This window comes from Sphingomonas cynarae (assembly GCF_039537815.1).
GTDB lineage: Bacteria > Pseudomonadota > Alphaproteobacteria > Sphingomonadales > Sphingomonadaceae > Sphingomonas > Sphingomonas cynarae.
Genome location: NZ_BAABBF010000011.1, coordinates 25,200 through 42,484 on the forward strand (window position 1 = coordinate 25,200; position 17,285 = coordinate 42,484).

14 protein-coding genes are annotated in these 17,285 nt (G+C 57.4%); all 14 read left to right on the top strand.

Features of this window, described 5'->3' with window-relative positions; genetic code table 11:
• The first annotated feature begins 135 nt into the window (after window positions 1-135).
• The 14 genes from ABD719_RS16930 to ABD719_RS16995 all read left to right on the top strand — a co-directional run bounded on the left by ABD719_RS16930 (window position 136) and on the right by ABD719_RS16995 (window position 17,220).
• The gene (locus ABD719_RS16930) at window positions 136-1,683 is read left to right on the top strand and encodes a bactofilin family protein (protein WP_344694543.1); all 1,548 of its coding nucleotides are present in this window, start codon (window positions 136-138) and stop codon (window positions 1,681-1,683) included.
• A gap of 25 nt (window positions 1,684-1,708) precedes the next feature.
• Window positions 1,709-3,118: an O-antigen ligase family protein gene (locus ABD719_RS16935; protein WP_344694544.1), complete on the top strand. Its 1,410-nt coding sequence runs from the start codon at window positions 1,709-1,711 to the stop codon at window positions 3,116-3,118.
• Window positions 3,119-3,308: 190 nt separating this feature from the next.
• Window positions 3,309-3,905 (top strand): polysaccharide biosynthesis/export family protein, encoded by a 597-nt coding sequence (locus ABD719_RS16940; protein WP_344694545.1) that lies wholly within the window; start codon window positions 3,309-3,311, stop codon window positions 3,903-3,905.
• 17 nt (window positions 3,906-3,922) lie between these two features.
• The gene (locus ABD719_RS16945; protein WP_344694546.1) at window positions 3,923-6,106 is read left to right on the top strand and encodes a GumC family protein; all 2,184 of its coding nucleotides are present in this window, start codon (window positions 3,923-3,925) and stop codon (window positions 6,104-6,106) included.
• Complete coding sequence (locus tag ABD719_RS16950) at window positions 6,090-7,280, top strand: hypothetical protein (RefSeq protein ID WP_344694547.1); 1,191 nt, start codon at window positions 6,090-6,092, stop codon at window positions 7,278-7,280. The genes ABD719_RS16945 and ABD719_RS16950 overlap by 17 nt, the downstream gene beginning before the upstream one ends.
• A gap of 116 nt (window positions 7,281-7,396) precedes the next feature.
• Window positions 7,397-8,380, top strand: coding sequence for an FAD-binding oxidoreductase (locus tag ABD719_RS16955; protein ID WP_344694548.1), 984 nt, complete (start codon window positions 7,397-7,399; stop codon window positions 8,378-8,380).
• A 10-nt stretch (window positions 8,381-8,390) separates the two neighbouring features.
• Complete coding sequence (rfbF, locus tag ABD719_RS16960) at window positions 8,391-9,161, top strand: glucose-1-phosphate cytidylyltransferase (protein ID WP_344694549.1); 771 nt, start codon at window positions 8,391-8,393, stop codon at window positions 9,159-9,161.
• Window positions 9,155-10,252 (top strand): CDP-glucose 4,6-dehydratase, encoded by a 1,098-nt coding sequence (gene rfbG / locus ABD719_RS16965; RefSeq protein WP_344694598.1) that lies wholly within the window; start codon window positions 9,155-9,157, stop codon window positions 10,250-10,252. The genes rfbF and rfbG overlap by 7 nt, the downstream gene beginning before the upstream one ends.
• 12 nt (window positions 10,253-10,264) lie before the next feature.
• Window positions 10,265-11,590: a lipopolysaccharide biosynthesis protein RfbH gene (rfbH, locus tag ABD719_RS16970; protein WP_344694550.1), complete on the top strand. Its 1,326-nt coding sequence runs from the start codon at window positions 10,265-10,267 to the stop codon at window positions 11,588-11,590.
• A gap of 14 nt (window positions 11,591-11,604) precedes the next feature.
• Window positions 11,605-12,504: an NAD-dependent epimerase/dehydratase family protein gene (locus ABD719_RS16975; protein ID WP_344694551.1), complete on the top strand. Its 900-nt coding sequence runs from the start codon at window positions 11,605-11,607 to the stop codon at window positions 12,502-12,504.
• Entirely contained in the window at window positions 12,504-13,868 is a 1,365-nt protein-coding gene (locus tag ABD719_RS16980; protein WP_344694552.1) for an MATE family efflux transporter, read from the top strand. The genes ABD719_RS16975 and ABD719_RS16980 overlap by 1 nt, the downstream gene beginning before the upstream one ends.
• Before the next feature lie 2 nt (window positions 13,869-13,870).
• Window positions 13,871-14,854 carry a glycosyltransferase family 2 protein gene (locus ABD719_RS16985; RefSeq protein ID WP_344694553.1) on the top strand — a complete coding sequence of 328 codons (984 nt, stop codon included), beginning with the start codon at window positions 13,871-13,873 and terminating at the stop codon, window positions 14,852-14,854.
• Window positions 14,855-14,858: 4 nt separating this feature from the next.
• A complete protein-coding gene (locus tag ABD719_RS16990; RefSeq protein ID WP_344694554.1) occupies window positions 14,859-15,872 on the top strand; it encodes a glycosyltransferase family 2 protein in 1,014 nt (337 codons plus the stop codon).
• Window positions 15,873-15,891: 19 nt separating this feature from the next.
• Complete coding sequence (locus tag ABD719_RS16995) at window positions 15,892-17,220, top strand: O-antigen ligase family protein (protein WP_344694555.1); 1,329 nt, start codon at window positions 15,892-15,894, stop codon at window positions 17,218-17,220.
• Window positions 17,221-17,285: the final 65 nt, after the last annotated feature.

Sequence of the window (17,285 nt, forward strand, 5' to 3'; positions counted from 1 at the left end):
ACACTGGTTCTCCCCAGTCTTGCCTTCCCTAGTTCCGCGCTTTACCCGCATTCGAATGACCTGCGCCCAATCCTTACCATGACGCAGAATATCGATCCGGTCAGTCGCCGTTCGTTACTGGGTACGGTTGCAACCATGACGGCGCTGACGTCGGCGGGTGCGGGTGCGGCCATACCACGCGTAGCACCGGGCGGCATTGCGGGCGTGCTCCATGCTGCTGATTTCGGCATTGTCGGGGTGAACGACCGTGACGAGACGGCCGCGGTGCAGCGCTTCCTTGACCATTGTGCTAAGGTCGGTTCGGGTATTGCAGATTTCGGGACGATGCGGGTGCGCATCTCCGGTCCCCTGAAGTCTCATAGCGTCGGCATCGTCTTCGACTCCCTCGCGTCCGCCACGGGTGCGCCCGGTTTTTATCCGATCGGCGAGGGCTATACGGTGTTGACGGTAACAGGAGCGGTGATCGACTTCGCCGTCGGCATCTACGGTCCGACCGACGGCCCTGCACGTGAAGGCGGCGACCGCCGCGCCAGGATCGACGGCATCCAGTTCGGTGCGGCTGATTCAAGCGTCGAGCTCTCGCTCAGCCATATTCGCCATGTACGGGTCTACAACCTTGCAGGGTTCGGCGTACGCTATGCGGCGTGCTGGGACACGACATTCGTCAACACGAGTGTCGAGGTATGCGGCACAGCCGATCAACCCGCTTTCGACGTCGTCGCGGCGCTTCCTCAGACCTGCAACGAAAGTGTCTGGGTCCGTGTCCATGTTGAACTGTCCGTTGGCCGGGCGATGCGGGTGTCGTCACTCACCCTCTCATGCGTCTTCTTAAAAATCCATTCGGAACGCGCGACTGCGGTGAAGGGGCGTTTCACATGGGAACTCGGGGGGGCCTGCGAATACGGCTCGGTCCGACTCCATGCGGTCAATCCTGCCGAAGCAACCGCCCATTTCATTGGCGACCAAGGCAGCTGTAGAAACCTGCGCAGTGAAGGGCCAGCAGTTAGCGTCGATGCAACTGGCGGTACCTATCGCTTCGACAATCCGGGTGCCTTGGTCATGCGTTCGTCGCTGAACCAGAATGGCCAGATCGTCGTGACCGGCGGCAGTATCGGACGGCTGGAGGCTGCCAGCAACTGGCTTCTCATTGGCACCCGCATCGATACGCTACAGGCAGACTTCATGCCGGAGCAATTCCACACCGTTGCACAACATTGCACAATCGGGTTGATCGAGCCGAAGCCGGGCCAGACCACTGCCGCGCTCGATCTCTATGGCTGCGATGTGGGGGCGTTACGCCTTCATGCCGGCCAGGATCGGATCCGGCGGGTAACGTTGCATGACGGTACCCGAGCGCGTGCCGCAGGCGCACTCGTCATCCCTCCTGGCAGCGTGCTTGAAATAGCGGTCGGAGCCGTGGCCGTTGGCGAGATACGTCTGGCCGGTGGGGCGCTTCGACTGCGCGGAACGATCAAGGGCGATCTACACATTGACGGACCCTGCCACGCGATTGCAGGGGGCGATGCGCAAGTAACCGGGCAGGTCAGCAGCTGGTCTGTACCGGTCGCCGCTTCGCTACTGGGTGAACTGCCCAATGGCACCCGAAGCAAGAACCTGGCTCCGACGGCGATATTGACCGGCTGGATCAAAGCAGGTGGCGCGTGGATTGACCAGCGCAACTGATGTAATCATGACCGGAATTTTGCTTATGACCGACGTGAAGGGACTGCGGCGTCGCAGGAAGTCAGAGCGACGAAGGGGGACGTGGGGGCTGGTCGTGGCGCAATGGCGCGACCTGCTGCCATTCATTGCGGTCGGATTTACGATGATAGTCTTCACCCTCGTAGGGGGCGCGCCGCTCAGCGTACTAGGCGTCTTAGCCCTAGCAACAAGTACGGCCACATTGCTTGCCGCCTTCGCCTTTTCGCCCAATGCGGCAAGGCTGGCAGCCCTGCCTTGGCAGAGCCGGGCGGCGCTGAGCGCAATTATTATTCTTCCCCTCGTCCAACTCATTCCGTTACCGCCTGCCCTTTGGCAAGTTCTTCCCGGTCAAGACATTCGCCATACGGTGCTCGCGACGATCGGTCGCGGAGATAGCTGGCAGCCGATCAGCCTGACGCCAATGTTCACGATGGAGGCGGCGGTCGCCTGTCTGGCATTCGTGGTACTGGTTCTGGTAATGCTGACGCTCGACGAACGCCAACTACGTCATATCGGGTGGCTGATCCTTGCTATCGTCGCCATCGACGTCGCGGTCGGCACCCTGCAGGTGGCGAGCGGTGGCTATCCCGTACTGCGAGATAGCCGCAATCAGGGAGCAATGCTTGGTTTCTTCGCAAACAAGAACCATATGGGATTGTTCGTAGCGGCGTCCATGCCTCTTGCTTGGTTATTGCTTGATGTTCGCCGAAGGCGCGGCCCACGCTTTTATCTATTCATGGGCTGGTGTATTCTATCCCTCGTTGCATTAGTGGCGACCAACAGTCGCAGCGGCCTTCTCGTCGGCTTAGTCGCTGCGGGAGCGCTGAGTCTGCGGATTTTATTCAAGCAATCGTTACGACTTCGCATTACTTTTTTGATCGGTGTAGTCACGGCAATCGTCATGGTCTCCCTAACCAACCCATTTGGCGCCTTATTTGGACGGTTCTCCGAAGTCGATAGTGATCTAAGATGGCAATTCTGGCAACAGAGCATACCTCTTTTTATATCATATTGGCAGTTCGGCGCGGGTGCAGGTAGTTTTTCACAAATCTTTTTAGTTAACGAGCAATTATCTTGGCTGAAGCCAACCTATGTTAATGCGGTTCACAATGATTATTTGCAGCTAGTTATAGAGTTTGGTTTGCCAGGCGTCACTGCAGCGTTGCTAATGATTTTATCAATATTTCAATCCGCCCGCTTCAAGGTGAAAAATGCCGATAAGGGATTGATTGAAAGCGGTGTGCGTGTCGGCGTGATCATTGTGATCCTGTTCGCATTACAGAGCGTGGTTGACTATCCACTGCGCCGCGTTGCCACGCTGCCGATGTTCGCAATGGCCATCGCCCTGATCCTGCGAGCCGCTCTGCATCGTAGGCCCGACCCTATGGCCTTTGGATCAGTTCGTACAAAGACCTGACAATGACAAAACTTGGAAGGCGTCGCCCTTCCTGCTAGCAGCACTGAAATCTGCAATGCAACAACATAGCTGCCCAGCTTGACGAAAAAGGTGCCCTTTGCGAGTGAAGATTGCTGCGGCTTTATGCGTAACGGTGGCTGTGATGGCCTGTTCCCACGCTCCCGCCCCACTTGGTGCCCCACCATTTTCGGTGAACGACGCCACGGCGCCCGTCCCACTTAGCTATCGGATCGGCCCACGCGATTTGTTGACTATAACCGTCTTCCGCGAGCCCGAATTGTCGGTTGAAGAAATGCCGGTCGACGTATCAGGCAAGCTTTCCTACCCGTTGATTGGTGAGATCCAAGCGGTGGGCCTTACCGCCCAAGAGTTGTCGCGTAGCATCGCCGATCGACTGAATGCTAGGTATCTGCGTGATGCCCGAGTGTCGGTCGCGATCGCGGATGCCGTCAATTACGCGGTCACCGTTGAGGGTGAGGTCAAGAAACCCGGCATCTATCCCATCAGGGGACGTGCAACGCTTACTCAGGCGGTCGCAATGGGTGAGGGGCTATCCGTCGATGGCCAACCTGACGACATCGTCATCCTCCGAACGATCAACGGCAAGCGCTACGCAGCAAGATTTGATCTTCAGCAAATTAGATTGGGCGCACTAGCGGATCCCGAATTGCAGCAAGCCGACGTCGTTATCGTTGGCTTTAGTCGTAGCAGCCGCTTCCAGCGTCAGTTGGTAACGTTGCTGCCAGGCCTCGCCGCAACGCTCGGCGTCTTCCTCGCATTCCGCTGATCGGGAAAGATTAAGAAATGCACGTTGACATTCGGCCTAGTGAAGGCTTCGATATTTTGCAATCCGACCAAGACAACCAAGCTAAATCTGGAAAAAATTTGCAAGTTCGCGAATTATGGGCCGCTCTTTATCGATCTCGGCTATACATTATCGCGATTTTCATCACATTATTATTAGCAGCAGTACTTTACGTAATGCTCGCTACACGTCTTTACGAAAGCACCGTATCGATCGAAATTCGGCAAGAGGCCGAAAAGGTTCTTGGGACCGAGGCAGACCGTGAAAGTGCTGGAGGTCGCGGTGACATCGATCGATTTCTTCAGACCCAACTGGACATAATACGCAGTCGGACGGTTGCACAAGCAGTTGCGCAAAAGCTGGGCTTGTATGCCAACGAATCATTTCTGACCCAGATGAATGTCGAGCCGGCAGTCACGCCGATCATTGGCCTATCCGCTGAGGAAACCCGCCGCGAACAGGTGCTGCGCACACTCCAGAGGGGATTGAAAGTTGACTATACCGGTAATACCCGTATCGCCCAGCTAAGTTTCACCAGCCCAAATCCAAAGCTGGCTGCGCAGGTTGCCAACGCCTATGCAGATAGCTTCATCCGGAACAACTTGGCTCGCAAGCTCAATACGTCGACCTATGCACTCGACTTCCTACGGGGTCAGCTAACCGAAGCGCAGCAACGATTGCAGCAATCCGAACGTGATGCACTGGGATATGCGAGACGGACCCGAATCGTCGATGTCGCCAATGCAGCCGGTTCATCGAGCCAGCCCGGCCAGTCTCAATCGCTACTATCGGCGCAATTGGTCCAGCTCAACCAAGCCTATACTACCGCACTAGCCGATCGCATTCAGGCCGAAGAAAAATGGGAGCGAATCCGTTTGCTTCCCACTCTACAGATTCCCGAGGTTCTAGCGAATAATTCGGTTGCGGACCTGTTGCAGCGACGGGCGCAAATCTTGACCTCGCTGGAGGAGCAGACCGCGACGCGGCGCGACGACCACCCGGCGGTTCTGCAAGCTCGTTCCCAAGTCCGCGAGATCAACGCTCAAATCGGGTTGCTCGGCAATAACATCCGCAACTCGATCCGTGCCCCTTATACAATCGCGCTCGCTCGCGAGAAGGAAATTGCTAATTCGGTCGAGACACTGAAGAACACGACATTGGTCGAGCAGAACCAAGGTATTGAACTGTCTATCCTGCAACGCGAAGCGGGTACTAACCGTCAGCAATATGACTCTCTGCTAAAGCGTTACAACGAACTGAACGCTGAGGCGGGCGTCCAGACCAACAATCTCAGCGTAGTCGACCGCGCTGAAGTGCCCCGCCAGACGTCGTGGCCACGTCCGATGCTGACACTGCTCGCCGCGCTGATTGCAGCGACCATCCTGTCTGTGATCGTCATCATCGCTCGCGAACAGTTGTTCGATGCCATCCGCAGCCCCGATGATATCGAGGATCGTCTCAAGATGCCGCTTTTGGGAACGGTCCCCATATCAGAAAACGCCACGAGCGATGCCGTTGCGCCCAAATCGGCACTGAGCGAAGCATTTAGCTCGATCCGCACTAATCTCAGCGTAGCATCGCAAGATGGAATGCCGCATTCGATCATGCTGACCAGCACCCAGGCTTCGGAAGGCAAGTCGAATGCTTGTTTCGGCTTGGCACACAGCGTAACACGGCAGGGTAAGCGAGTGCTGGTGGTGGATGTCGACTACCGCCGTCCGAATGTCCATAAGCTGTTCGGCGTCGCTAACGACATCGGTCTCAGCAACGTCATTACCGGACAGGTCGAGATCGAGGTAGCAGTTAAGCATACCGACAACGATTTGCTTGATGTGTTGACTGCCGGCACGCCCCCGCCCAATCCCACCGAACTCATCAGCAGCCCGCACATGCAAACCGTGATAGCGGATCTCGAAAAAGCCTATGATTTGGTGATCTATGATTCGGCACCGGTCTTGGGGCTGGCCGACGCAGTGGTTCTGTCGGCACGGACTCCGGCAACGCTGTTCGTCATCGAAGCCGGACGTAGCAGCGTGCGCGCAATCACCGGTGCGATTGCGCGTATCCGGCGTGGTGGCGGCCATGTCACGGGCGCCGTGCTGACCAAGTTTGATCCTGGAAAGTTCGGGTACGGCTCACACGACGCTTATTATTATGACTATGGCAATGACGAACGCGACTAGTAACGGTCGCAACCTCCGCATCGCCGTTGCGGTCTTGGCGATCGTCCTTGTGGCGATCACTACGTTGTACATCGTCGATGTCAGCCGACTTATACTCGTGCGAATGGATGGTGACCGCAACCTTCTGGAAACCGGTGCAATCCCAACGGGCAAGCCGGATAAAGCGCACAAGGATGCGATTGCCACCGCACTGGCGATCAATCCCCTGAGTCAGTCAGCGCTGAATGCCTTGCTTGTCGAACGAGCGCGCGACGCCGGAAGGCCGATGGCCAAGGACGAGGCCGACCTGCTGCTGCGGCTGGGCTGGCGTGATGAGGCTTCACTCCGCAACGTTGGCGAGGTCTATGCCGACGGCAGCGACCTTTCGAAGTTGCTCAACGTGTTCGATGCGCTGCTACGGCGATCCACTCGGTCGGGCGAACCGGTGACCAATGTCCTCACGTTCATGGAAACCCAACCCGCCCTCCAGGCCGCCCTCGTCAACAAGCTATCGCAGGATCCGCCTTGGCGGTCGCTATTCCTGCGTCTCACCACCAGCCAGCTTAATACCCGTCAAGCCGCGCTTGATCGCCTGCAAACCTATCAGGCATTGGCTCGCACCAAGCGGCCGCCCACCGAAGTCGAGACGGCGGCCGTGCTGCCTGCGCTGTATGCACAGGGTTTTGGTGGGGAGGCATTCGAACTGTGGCAGGATGTGCGTCGTCGCGGGGATCAGCCCTTGCTCATGCGGCCGCTGGCGGATCCAGATTTTATGCGCGCCGCACGGCTTCAGGAAGATCAGGAAGTCATGACCGTCTATGATTGGACGATAGAGCATGGGGATGGCTTCGGGATCAGGTTCGGCAGTGACGCCAAGGGAGTCGTGATCGAATGGGATGGCCGGGGCATTCCCGTTTTCGCTCGACAGCGCTCCTCTGCGTTGCCGGGTGCCTATCGTCTCGCCGTTATCACCGAGGCTGAGGCGGAAGGCGAGGATACTATCGGCTATCGTCTGGTATGTCCCGAAGGCGTGGTAGAGCTACGGCCGGCGGCAATGTCGGGCCGTACGCGCCTGTACCGTGCCGACGAACGAGTTGGCTGCGAGTTTCCCATATTCGAGATATTTGGGCGTCCGCAGAACCGCCCCCGCGATGTACGAGCAACCCTAAACCGGGTGACGCTGTCGCCCGATTAATGCCGATCGATACGACTGGCACACTGCTGTATAGCTTTAACCGGACCGTTTCTCTCGCCATCGGCGCGGTCCTCCTGTTATGACGCTCACAAATTATTGGATGAAGACGACGATCCATGGGCCATGTCACGCTGATCAACGGCAAACAGTTCGCCGCTGATGCCACCACTTCGATCTTGGAAGCGGCGCTCAGCCACGACGTCGTTCTCGAATATAGTTGTCGAACTGGGCGTTGCGGTATCTGTAAGGCGCAGGTGCTGTCAGGCGATACCATCGTGCTGAAGCCAGAGGAAAGCCTTCTTGCTGATGACGCCGAAAGGGGGATGATCCTGACCTGCTGTCGAGCAGCGGAGGGTGACGTGGCCCTTGACGCTGAAGATCTTGCAGCTTTGGTGGGCATTACGGCTCGCACTGTGCCGTGCAAGATCGCCGCGATCAGCTTTCCATCTCCAGACATTGCCAAGGTGATGCTGCGTACCCCGCCTGCTACGCCGCTAACTTTCCTAGCCGGGCAATATGTCGACATCCTATTCCGTGGCCTACGTCGCAGCTATTCGATCGCTAATGCTCCGCGTGCCGATGGCACCTTGGAACTGATCATCAAGCGCTATCCAGGTGGCTTGCTCAGCCGCTACTGGTTCGAAGAGGCCGCGGTTGGTAACTTGCTTCGCCTGGAAGGCCCGTTGGGGACGTTCTTTCTACGCGACCAACCGATCGACCATCTGATTTTGCTGGCAACCGGAACCGGGATCGCACCGGTGAAGGCCATACTCGAACAGCTATCGATGCGGGACGGGCCATCGCCGGCCCGAATTTCTGTCTATTGGGGCAATCGTGATCCGGCAGAGTTTTGTATCGATCTTGGCTGCGCCGCGCTCGACTTTTCCACCAACCTGCTGCTATCGCGCTGCAACATGGGAACCGGGCATCGGGAAGGCTATGTTCAGCATGCGGTGGTCGATGACGCGATCGATTTGACTGGGGCAGCTGTCTATGCTTGCGGTTCCAACGCGATGATCGCTTCGGCCCGCACGCTGTTGATCGATTCCGGTCTGCCCGAGCGCCGCTTCTTCTCCGACGCATTCGTCAGCTCGAACTGAGGTAGACCCAATGAAGGCAGTCATCTTGGCCGGCGGACTCGGCACGCGGTTTGCCGAGGAAACCAGCTTGCGCCCCAAGCCGATGATCGAGGTCGGCGGTCGCCCGATCCTGTGGCATATCCTGAAGATATACGCCGCACACGGTATCAACGATTTCGTGATCTGCTGCGGCTACAAGGGCTATGTCATTAAGGAGTATTTCGCAAACTACTTCCTGCATATGTCCGACGTCACGTTCGACATGCGCGGGAACGACATGATCGTCCATGAGAAGCGCGCCGAACCGTGGCGGGTGACATTGGTCGACACCGGCGACGACAGCATGACCGGGGGGCGCCTGCGCCGGATACGCGAGCATGTGAAGGACGAGGAATTCTTCTTCTTCACCTATGGTGACGGCGTGGGCGACATCGACATCACCAAGTCGATCGAATTCCATCGTGCCCATGGCAAACTCGCAACGATGACCGCCACCTATCCCCCCGGCCGCTTCGGCGCACTGGAAATCACCGATGGACAGGTGACGCACTTCCTCGAGAAGCCGCAGGGCGATGGCGGTATGATCAACGGCGGCTATTTCATCCTCAGTCCCAAGGTCATCGACTATGTCGAGGGTGACGACACGACCTGGGAACAGGAACCGCTGCGTCGCCTGGCATCGGACGGCGAGTTGATGGCGTACGAGCATCATGGTTTCTGGCAGCCTATGGACACGCTGCGCGAGAAACAGCTGCTCAACACGCTCTGGGACAGCGGCAAGGCACCGTGGTGCGTATGGTGAGCGGTACGGGTTTCGCAGGGATTAATCCCGGCTTCTGGGCGGGCAAGCGCGTTTTCCTGACCGGGCATACCGGGTTTAAGGGCAGCTGGCTGTCGCTGTGGCTCCAGGCAATGGGGGCGAAGGTGACGGGCTTTGCGCTTGCCCCGCCGACCAGCCCGTCGCTGTTCGACGTCGCGCGGGTCGCGGATGGAATGACCTCGATCATCGGCGACATCCGCGATGCGGCCGCGCTGGAAGCGGCCTTGGTCGCAGCTGATCCGGAGCTTGTACTTCATATGGCGGCACAGCCGCTGGTCCGTGCCTCCTATGATGATCCAGTCGGCACCTATGCAACCAATGTCATGGGCACTGTCCATTTGCTCGAGGCCGTCCGTCGCGCACCGTCGGTGCGTGCCTGCGTCGTTGTCACCACCGACAAATGCTACGAGAATCGCGAATGGGTTTGGGGGTATCGCGAGGATGAGCCGATGGGAGGCTATGACCCCTATTCCAACTCCAAAGGGTGTGCCGAGCTCGTCATCTCGGCGTATCGTCGCTCGTTTCTGACGGCGCAGGGCATCGCATTGGCAAGTGGCCGTGCGGGCAACGTCATCGGCGGCGGCGACTGGGCAACTGACCGGCTGATCCCCGATATTCTCCGTGCGGTCGAGAGCGGTTCGCCGGTGATGATCCGCAACCCGCTCGCGATCCGGCCATGGCAGCATGTGCTGGAACCGCTGTCGGGCTATCTCGTCCTTGCCGAGGCATTGTGCCACGATGCTGCGAACGCGGCCCAGGCATGGAATTTTGGCCCGCGCGACGACGATGCGCGTCCCGTCCAGTGGATTGTCGAGCGAATGTGCGACGCCTGGGGCGAAGGGGCGACCTGGACCCGCGACGAAAGCGTCCAACCGCACGAGGCGCATTACCTCAAGCTCGACATCTCCAAAGCGCGGGCCGGACTTCACTGGCAACCGCGCTGGACCCTGGCCGAGACGCTCGACAGCATCGTTGCCTGGCACCGCGCGTGGTTAGCGGGTGCCGATATGTACGATTATTGCCATGGCGAACTGGCGCGCTTCACTGACGCCGACGCCTCCCTTGCCGCATAGGACTAATTCCAGATGACCTCTTCAACGACCCCAGACGATCTCCGCAAGCAGATCCGCGCTCTGGTAACCCAATATGCCGAGGTGCAATTCGCCCCCCGGCCGTTCGTGCCCGGCGAAAGCGTGATCCCCCCCGCCGGCAAGGTGATCGGCGCGCCCGAGATTGAACTGATGGTCGAAGCCTCGCTCGATGGCTGGTTGACCACTGGGCGGTTCAACACCGAGTTCGAGGCAGGCCTTGCTAAAGTGACCGGCGCTCCCTTCGTCCTCACGACCACCTCGGGCTCCTCGGCAAACCTACTCGCGCTCTCGTGCCTCACTAGCCACAAGCTCGGCGACCGCCGGCTGAAGCCGGGCGACGAGGTCATCACGGTCGCGGCCGGCTTCCCGACCACGGTCAATCCGTCGATCCAGCATGGACTGATCCCGGTGTTCGTCGATGTCGACGTGCCGACCTACAATATCGACGCCAGCCTGATTGAGGCGGCGATCACTGAGAAAACCGGTGCGATCATGATCGCCCATACGCTCGGGAACCCCTTCAACCTCGCCGAGGTCCGGCGCATCTGCGACGAACACGACCTGTGGCTGGTCGAGGATTGCTGCGATGCGCTCGGCGCGACATATGACGGCAAGAAGGTCGGGCTGTGGGGCGATGTTGCCACCCTGTCCTTCTATCCCGCCCATCATATCACGATGGGCGAAGGCGGCGCGGTGTTCACGCGGAGCGCCGAACTGCGCCCGATCATCGAATCGATCCGCGACTGGGGCCGTGACTGCTACTGCGCCCCTGGCTGCGACAACACCTGCGGCAGCCGCTTCGGCCAGCAGCACGGGACGCTGCCGTTCGGTTACGACCACAAATATGTCTATAGCCATCTCGGCTACAACCTGAAGATTACCGACATGCAGGCCGCCTGCGGCCTCGCCCAGCTCGACCGCGTGGATGATTTCGTGGCGGCCCGTCGCCGCAACTTCGACCTGCTGACCGAACGTCTGAAGGGGATGGAAGAGATCTTCATCCTGCCCGAGGCCACCCCCAATTCGGATCCGTCGTGGTTCGGCTACCCGTTGATGCTGCGCGACGGCGTGGATGCCAAGCGCGTCGACGTGACGCGCTTCCTTGACCAGAACAAGATCGGCACGCGCCTTCTCTTCGCAGGCAATCTCACCCGCCAACCCTATTTCCAGCATGTCGAGCACCGTGTGGTCGGCAATCTGACCCAGACCGATCGGGTAATGAACAATACCTTCTGGCTGGGCCTCTTCCCGGCACTGGGTGCCGAACATTTCGACTATGTCGGCGAGAGGCTCGAAGAATTCTTCGGGCTGAATTTCTGAGGCCTGACAAACTCGTGAAGACCGCGATCGTTACCGGTGCATCGGGGTATCTCGGTGGGCATGTCACTCGCCGGCTGCTCGCGGCGGACTGGCGCGTCGTGGCGCTCGTCCGCCCGGACAGCAGCCTGCCCGACGATTTGTCAGGACGGGTTGTACGCGTCGATTACAGCGGTACGCTGGAGTCGGTTTGTACAGCATTTGCGCAGGCACCGATCGACCTCGTAGTGCATCTGGCCTCTGCGGTCGTTGGCGTTCATCGGCCGAACCAGGTCGATTCCATCCTCGACGCCAACGTCCGCCTGCCGACCCACTTGCTGGAAGCGATGCGACAGTCCTCATGCCGGCGGATCGTGAACACGGGCACTTTCTGGCAGCATTGCAACACCGACGGCTATGTGCCGGTGAACCTGTATGCGGCGACCAAGCAGGCATTCGAGGACATTGCCCGCGCTTATGTCGAGAATGACGGCATCCGCATTTGTACGCTGATATTATATGACACCTACGGTGCAGATGATCCACGAGCAAAGATCGTGAGGCTGCTGGTGGAGGCGATTGGTGCGTCTGAACCGCTCCTGCTTTCGCCAGGCGATCAGATACTCGACCTCACATCCGCAAGCGACGTCGCAGATGCCTTCGTTGTAGCAGCCGGACGGATGATGCATGACACCAAGGCGCGAGAGGAGCGTTTTCGGGTGAGCGGGACGCGACTATCGTTGAAGGCGCTGGTTGAACGGATACGTGCGCTGGCAGATGCCCCGCTCAATGTCGAGCTCGGTTCACGGCCGTATCGCGCACGCGAAATTATGCAACCATTATCAGCCGCAGTCCCCTCATTGCCGGGATGGTACGCGCAGCATGTTCTGGACCACGAAATTACCGCGATGATCCGCGCGCACCGGCGCGATGGCTGATGAATCATCCAGTGGGGCAAGCCACAGTCGAGGCACCGGCTACGCGGCAGGCGCGTCGGCGGCGGCTGCCGGTTGTTCCCCAGATTTGGCTGGTCGCCGGGGGTGGGTGGGTCGGACGGATCGTCCAAGTAGTCGCGCAGCTACTGGTTGTCCGGATCCTGACCGATCATCTGGGTGTGGAGGGTTACGGGGTCTTCGCATTGCTGGCGAGCTTGGCGACTTGGTTCACCCTTAGCGACCTGGGGGTCGGGGTAAGCCTACAGAACCATATCTCCGAACGGCGCGCCAGCGGTGCGGATACCGGGTCGCTCGTTATTAGCGCATCGTTGCTGGCAATTGCCGCCTGTGGCTTCGTTACCCTTCTGGTCGCGCTGACCGGGCCCCTGCTGGCGCGCTTCATCCTCGGCGACTTCGGGTTCCTGTCGCCGGGACACAAACTGCTTGTCTTTTATGCGATGGCGTTTCCCGGCATCGGCACCGCGCTGGGCAGCCTCCTGTATCGCGTCTGGTTCGCGCAACACCGCGGCTACCTTTCCAATCTGATGCCGGCTGCGGGAACTATCCTGGGAACGCTGGGGGTATGGATCGCATCGCGGACCCATATCGAGCCGGCATTGTCGTGGAGCGTCTCGCTATTCTATGCTCCAATAGCACTGTTGCCGATCTTCGGGCTTGGAATCACACTGGCGCGGTTGGCCCGGCTTCATCGTCCAAGTATGGAACTTGCAAAAACCGTATTGCGTCGCGCCCTGCGTTTCTGGTTGTTCGGTATCATCGCCGCTACCGTGCTTCAGGTCGATTTCATCATCATGGCCAAAGTGCTTTCTGCTCGGGATATTGTTATCTACAGCATTGCCACCCGGGTCTTCGGATTGGTGTTCTTCGTCTACAATGCGTTACTTATGGGACTATGGCCAATGTGCAGCGAGGCCGTTGCGGGCGGGCGCTGGGAGGAAGTGAACCGCATGGTTCGCAAGTATGTCGCGCTGGGCGCTGTGTTCGTCATCCTCTCCGGGTGCGCAATCGAAGTCACCAAGCCCTGGATCATCGCTACCCTTGCTCCCTCGTCACGGTTGGCGATCCCCGGTTCAATCGTTGTATTGTTGACCATTTACTATGTGCTGCGGGTGTGGACCGATACCTTCTCCACGGTTATCCAGAGCATCAATCACCTGAACGTGCTCTGGATCGCGTTGCCGTTCCAAGCGACTTTCAGCGTCACTTTCCAAGTATTGGGCGCACGATGGTTGGGACTTGAGGGGATGATCTTGGGATTGATCCTTTGCTTTCTCCTGACAACCAGCTGGATTCTCCCCTTGGCCATCCACCGGCTATCCGCCGCTTCCCCAACCGCCGAGGCATGATCATGCGCCTATCGATCTGTATTCCCACCTACAACCGCGCTGAATATCTACCCGAACTGTTCGATAGCATTCTTGCGCAGCTGGAGTATGGGTGCGAAGTTGAGGTCGTGGTGGCTGATAATGCTTCCACGGACAACACCCGGGATGTCATAGATCGATATCGCAGTCGATTCAGTCATTTCATCTATTATAGTGCGCCTACCAACATGGGCGCCGATCGAAACTTCCTCAAGGTAGTGGATCTTGCTGAAGGTGATTATTGCTGGCTGATGGGCAGTGATGACAGGCTCGAACCAGGTGCCATCGCTGCCATCGAGAAGACTTTAGCCGATCATCCGAATGTTGCAGGTTTGTCAGTCCGTAACTATTCATATAATCTTAAAATGACGATGTTGATTTCTTCGTTCGCGACGGCGCCGATTTTTCCACGCACGACCTTAATAAAAGGGGACGAGGCAATCTTCCTAGCTGTGGGGCAATATATCGGCTTTCTGTCCGGCAACGTTGTAAATCGTTCGCGCTGGTCAGAAGTTGTATCGGCAAATGATTTTACGTCATATCTGAACGGTTGGATTCACGCATATATCATCGGCCGCATGATTCAGCAGCAACCAGAATGGGTTTATGTTGCGCATCCATGTGTCGGTTGGCGGTCAGGTAATGACTCGTTCCTGTCAGAAGGCATGTACCGCCGGCTGGAAATCGATGTAGCCGGTTACGATCAAGTCGTTACCGGCCTTTTTGGAAAGAATAGTGCCGTGCATCAGCATACTATTCGCGAGAGTTTGCCGCATGCCCGCTATCGCGTTCTTCATGCAAAAGCTCATGGTGCTCCGCCCTCTTTCTTTTCCCAAGCCCGTGTGCTGTTAGTCAGTCATTACGGACGGTCCCCCCGTTTTTGGCTGAGTTGCTATCCGATATTCTTTCTTCCTTCGAGTTTATTAAAAGTTGCCCGGAAGATTCGCCGTGCTGCAAAAAATGGCTGATAGTATGCGTATATCTATCTGTATCCCAACCTATAATAGGCAGACAGAAATTGTAGATCTGTTAGACAGTATTGTTAAACAGACAGGATATAAATGCGAACTTGAAATCATCATTAGTGACAATGCTTCGACAGACAATACAGCAGATGTTGTAGCAAGCTACCGGGACAAGATTCCGTTGCTCGTCTATGAACGCTCGGCTGAGAATCTAGGAGCAGATCGCAACTTCTTAAAGGTCATTGAACTGGCAAGCGGCGACTATTGCTGGTTGATGGGGAGCGATGATAGGCTCGAGCCAGGAGGGGTCGCGGCAGTGGAGCAAAGCTTTGCTGCACATCCGGGACTGGCCGGACTATCCGTCAATCGCGCAGCCTATCCCTACGCTATGACGGAACGGATTGCAGAACGGCCTGTAGCTGGCGGCAAAGTGCCGCATGATGTCGTGATCGAAAACGCGGACTATATTTTCTCCGTCCTTGGTGAGTATTTTGGCTACCTTTCAGGACAGATCGTCCGCCGCAGCCTGTGGAACGAGGTTGTTTCGGCAGACGACGTCACGCGTTATTTCAACGCCTATGTTCACGTGTATGTCATAGGCCGCATGATTCAGCGCTGTCCAAAATGGCTGTACGTCAGCCAGAGATGTGTGGGCTGGCGAGCTGGTAACGACTCCTTCCTCTCCGAGGGAGAGTTCAAGCGCATGTCGATCGACGTGTTGGGCTATGCCCATATTTCAAGAGGGCTATTTGGCCCAAACAGTCGCACCTATCACGATGTCAATCGCACGGTGGCGTCAGTACATGTCCGCTATGCTGTTATGGGGGCGAAGCTGAACGACGCCCCATTCTCTTTCTACAGGCAGGCCATACCATTGTTGATGCGCAGTTACTGGCAATATCCGGTATTCTGGATGCGTACTGTGCCGGTCTTGCTTGCGCCGTCCCGGCTGATGCGGATCGTACGATGGGGATATCGGCATACCTTCAAACGTCTTCAAGCAAGACACACCACTAAATGATCCTGCACCGGATAACGTCATGAATCAGTTCTTCGCCTTGGCAATCTGTTTTTTATGCGGCTTCACCGACGTGAAGATCGCCGATGTGCAGATCGTCGAGGTTGTTATCATCGCGGCATTTTGCCTGTCTTTTCTAGTCCCAGAAAAGCGGATGGTCCTACAGGGCCCATCGGTTATCACTGATTTTATCCCAAAATTTGTGATATTACTCATGCTGCTATTAGCGGGATCCTTGCTATCTTTACGGCTGGATTTCTTTCCTATTGCTGATACCGGACCACTGAAACAGCCGCCATATGCTTCACTAATCCGACTGATAGAAGTATCATTTTCTATAAGTTCTATGTTTTATGTGGCATTAACGGTCCGTGGAAAACCGAATATTCTCAAGAATATGCTTGCCGTTTTCGTATGGTCGGCATTGGTGGGTACAATATGGGCGATGATCTCGTTCGTGGCGTGGTATGCTGGGATCGAACTGCCCGGTGTCACGGCCGGAACTGTTCCGCGCATGGCCGGCTTCTTTGTAGAAGGCGGGCCGTTCGGCGTTTTTCTTGTCGGAGCGATCATTCTGCAGATCGTGCGCGGCCACTATCTTGGGTACGTCTCGCGGCGGACATCCTATTTACAGCTCGGCGTTCTGATCGTCGGGTTGTTAGGTACACAGTCTAAGGCTGCGGTAGCCTTGTCGGGAGCCGTTGCGATCGTGTTTCTGATGAGAACACGGCATTTCCGATTGGTTGCCCTCATGGCTGTTCTGATGGTGCCCGTGGCGGTAACTAGCAATCTTATCAGTGGTGTCGAGGGATACTACCATAATTATACAAACTATCAGCAAGCTGCCTCCGAACGCCCGGATGATAAATCATTGATCGCTGGGCGGCTTGCTGCTGCGGTTCTTCTACCCCGCATCGTCGCAGAACACCCGATTCTAGGCGTTGGACTTGGTAATTATGCACTTGTACGCAACGATCCGAACATTCTGAGAGGCCTCCCCTATCTATCGATCTGGGACGCTCCGGGCTTGGGATTGTTTGGCTATCTTGCCGAACTTGGCATTCCGCTAACGCTGTTTGTTCTCTGGCTTTATGCCTATCCTCTGCTTCAAGCTTGGCGTAGCCGGCCGTGGATAGTGCTACTCTGTAGCTATCCGGTGCTTGCCGCGATTTTCGGCGTACAGCTTAACTTCGCGTATCCTTGGATCATCGCAGGGATCGGATTGGCGACGATCGCAATCGACCGGAAACATCGTACTTCTTTAGGTTCGGGGACCGTAGCCGCCGCCACGCACCAGCTTCGCGCTGCCAGCCCAAGCCAGCGGCCCCCAGCCCCGAATGCGCTTAACTAGTTGTGTGTAGATATTGGGTTGCGTCAGCTGTGCTTGGCTGCGAGAGCCGACAGGCATATCGTCGC

Bases quoted from the DNA above. Each gene is read 5' to 3' on its own strand.
- ABD719_RS16950 (WP_344694547.1), top strand. From the start codon at position 6,090: ATGACGAACGCGACTAGTAACGGTCGCAACCTCCGCATCGCCGTTGCG.
- ABD719_RS16935 (WP_344694544.1), top strand. From the start codon at position 1,709: ATGACCGACGTGAAGGGACTGCGGCGTCGCAGGAAGTCAGAGCGACGA.
- ABD719_RS16945 (WP_344694546.1), top strand. From the start codon at position 3,923: ATGCACGTTGACATTCGGCCTAGTGAAGGCTTCGATATTTTGCAATCC.
- rfbH (WP_344694550.1), top strand. From the start codon at position 10,265: ATGACCTCTTCAACGACCCCAGACGATCTCCGCAAGCAGATCCGCGCT.
- ABD719_RS16995 (WP_344694555.1), top strand. From the start codon at position 15,892: ATGAATCAGTTCTTCGCCTTGGCAATCTGTTTTTTATGCGGCTTCACC.
- rfbG (WP_344694598.1), top strand. From the start codon at position 9,155: ATGGTGAGCGGTACGGGTTTCGCAGGGATTAATCCCGGCTTCTGGGCG.
- ABD719_RS16930 (WP_344694543.1), top strand. From the start codon at position 136: ATGACGGCGCTGACGTCGGCGGGTGCGGGTGCGGCCATACCACGCGTA.
- ABD719_RS16955 (WP_344694548.1), top strand. From the start codon at position 7,397: ATGGGCCATGTCACGCTGATCAACGGCAAACAGTTCGCCGCTGATGCC.
- ABD719_RS16990 (WP_344694554.1), top strand. From the start codon at position 14,859: ATGCGTATATCTATCTGTATCCCAACCTATAATAGGCAGACAGAAATT.
- ABD719_RS16980 (WP_344694552.1), top strand. From the start codon at position 12,504: ATGAATCATCCAGTGGGGCAAGCCACAGTCGAGGCACCGGCTACGCGG.
- ABD719_RS16985 (WP_344694553.1), top strand. From the start codon at position 13,871: ATGCGCCTATCGATCTGTATTCCCACCTACAACCGCGCTGAATATCTA.
- rfbF (WP_344694549.1), top strand. From the start codon at position 8,391: ATGAAGGCAGTCATCTTGGCCGGCGGACTCGGCACGCGGTTTGCCGAG.